Here is a 2,374-nt window from a genome sequence, read left to right as displayed (position 1 = left end):
CGGAACACATCCGGTTCGAGTTCCACGACGCCCGGGCCGACCGCTGGCATCCGGTCGCCTTCGAGGTGACCGAGGAGGCCGAGAACGTCGGCGCGTTCAGCGGGTTCCCCGGTTTCCAGGGCTTCACTGTGCCGCCGGGCCGTACCCTCACCGTCCCCGTACGGCTGGCCTTCCGCGCGGACACGGCCCCCGACGAGGTCGTCGTGAACGCGGCCGTGGTCCAGCGGCGGGGCGCCGACGGGGACTGGGTCGGCCAGTCCGGCGACTACCGGCTCGCCATCGGCCCGGCGCGGTCCCCCTCCGCCCCGCCGGCCGACCCCGGGCGGACGCCCGCGCCACCCACCGGGACCGCCCCCGGCGAACCGGCCCCCAGCGTGCCTCCCGCCCCCTCCTCCACCGTCTCCCCGGTGCCCTCCGGCTCCCCGCCGGCCGGGGACGGCCACGACCCGAGCCAGGAACTCGCCCTGACAGGACGGGAGTACGGCCTCCTTCTCGCCCCGCTCGCCGGCGTCCTCGCCCTCGCCGGAGCGTTCCTGGTCCGAGGGGCCCGCCGCCGTCGCCGCCCCTGATCCCGCGCCGCGGGAGCCGGCCGCCCGGGCCCGGGAACCCTGCCCCCCGTGGCCGAGGTCCTGCCCCGCCCCGCGCCCCCGGCGTTCCGCACACCCTCCCGTTCGTCCCCGTCCGCGGCCATCGGCCCGGGAACCGCGTGAACCACCGGACATCCCCGGCGCCCCGTCCGCTCCCGGGTCCCGGAACACGGACGGGTGCCCAGGCGCCCCGCCATCGAGGCCCGACTCTCCCTCCTGATCGGCGAGTTGGGCAACGAGTCGGGCGACGGCGGCCCGCTGCCCACCGACGTGGCGCCGTCCTCCAGGGCGTCTCCCGCGAGACCGTCCGGCCCGTCCCGGCCGGCGCCTCGTGAGCTTCCGCTTCCGCCGCACCGGTGCCGACAACCGGTACGGGGTGGTCGACGGGGTCAAGATCAGCACTTCCTGATTACCCTGGGGGCGTCGCCACAGCGCAGTCGCGGCGCCCCCAGCACACCGCACGTCCCGGGCCCGCACCGGACGCGCCGATCGGACGACGGACCGATCGGACCGGACGGACGGCCCGGACGCACCCGTACGGCAGGAGTCCCGCACCCATGGCAGAACGCAAGCCGATCGAATCCTGGCTCACCGACATGGACGGCGTCCTCATCCACGAGGGCGTGCCGATCCCCGGCGCCGACGCGTTCATCAAGAAGCTGCGGGAGACGGGCAAGCCCTTCCTGGTCCTCACCAACAACTCGATCTACACCGCCCGCGACCTGCACGCCCGCCTCGCCCGCATGGGACTGGAGGTGCCCGTCGAGAACATCTGGACCTCGGCCCTCGCCACCGCGAAGTTCCTCGACGACCAGCGGCCCGGCGGCACCGCGTACGTCATCGGCGAGGCGGGCCTCACCACCGCGCTGCACGACATCGGCTACGTCCTCACCGACCACGACCCCGACTACGTCGTCCTCGGCGAGACGCGCACCTACTCCTTCGAGGCCATGACGAAGGCCGTCCGCCTCATCAACGCGGGCGCCCGCTTCATCTGCACCAACCCCGACGAGACCGGCCCGTCCCTGGAGGGCCCGCTCCCCGCCACCGGCTCCGTCGCCGCGCTCATCACCAAGGCCACCGGCAAGGACCCGTACTTCGCGGGCAAGCCCAACCCGCTCATGATGCGCACCGGCCTCAACGCGATCGGCGCGCACTCCGAGACCAGCGCCATGATCGGTGACCGGATGGACACCGACATCCTCGCCGGTCTGGAGGCCGGCATGCAGACCTTCCTGGTGCTGACGGGCCTGACGACCCAGGCGGAGATCGACCGCTTCCCCTTCCGGCCCTCCACGATCGTGGACTCGATCGCGGACATCGTCGACCGGGTGTGAGGCGGGCCGGGCCGGCCCGCCTCGGTCCGGCCCGGCGGGACCGGGACCGGGGGCCAGGGCTGCCGACGGGGGGGGTCCCCCTCCGGCGTACCGGCCGCCTTCTGCGGATGCGAAACGCGCCGATCCGGGTGACCCTGCCAATCAGGAGGTCACGATGCGTTCTGGTCCCATTGCTCTTGGTGCCGCCGGAGCGGCCCTGGTGCTCACCCTCACCCCGATGGCAGGCGCCGCCCAGGCCCACGACGGGGTGAAGGTCACCGTCACCCCCGCCACCGCGGCCCCCGGCGCCGATGTCGACGTCCGCGTCGAGGGGTGCCGGGGCACCACCGGCGCCGCCCGGTCGCAGGCCTTCGTCGCCGACGCCGAGCTCACCGGCCGGGACCGCGGGAAGGTCCCGCTCGCCGGCGGTGCCACGGTGAAGTCGGGGCTGCGGGACGGCGCCGCGCCGTC

The 2,374-nt window shown here is 74.7% G+C and carries 1 protein-coding gene and 2 pseudogenes; all 3 read left to right on the top strand.

Annotation, left to right across the window (positions count from 1 at the left end; translation table 11 throughout):
- A pseudogene (locus tag RIF68_RS34460) lies at positions 1 to 569 on the top strand (hypothetical protein); the annotation flags it as partial.
- 575 nt (positions 570 to 1,144) lie between these two features.
- Positions 1,145 to 1,924, top strand: coding sequence for an HAD-IIA family hydrolase (locus tag RIF68_RS34455; protein WP_309055422.1), 780 nt, complete (start codon positions 1,145 to 1,147; stop codon positions 1,922 to 1,924).
- Positions 1,925 to 2,078: 154 nt separating this feature from the next.
- A pseudogene (locus RIF68_RS34450) lies at positions 2,079 to 2,374 on the top strand (hypothetical protein); the annotation flags it as partial.

This window comes from Streptomyces sp. (genome assembly GCF_031178505.1).
Lineage (GTDB): Bacteria > Actinomycetota > Actinomycetes > Streptomycetales > Streptomycetaceae > Streptomyces > Streptomyces gulbargensis.
Note: the sequence above shows the minus strand (reverse complement) of the source record. Positions and strands in the feature narration are given on the sequence as shown.

What these genes read in the sequence shown, in the direction of transcription:
- RIF68_RS34455 (WP_309055422.1), top strand. Translation starts at nt 1,145, where the DNA reads ATGGCAGAACGCAAGCCGATCGAATCCTGGCTCACCGACATGGACGGC.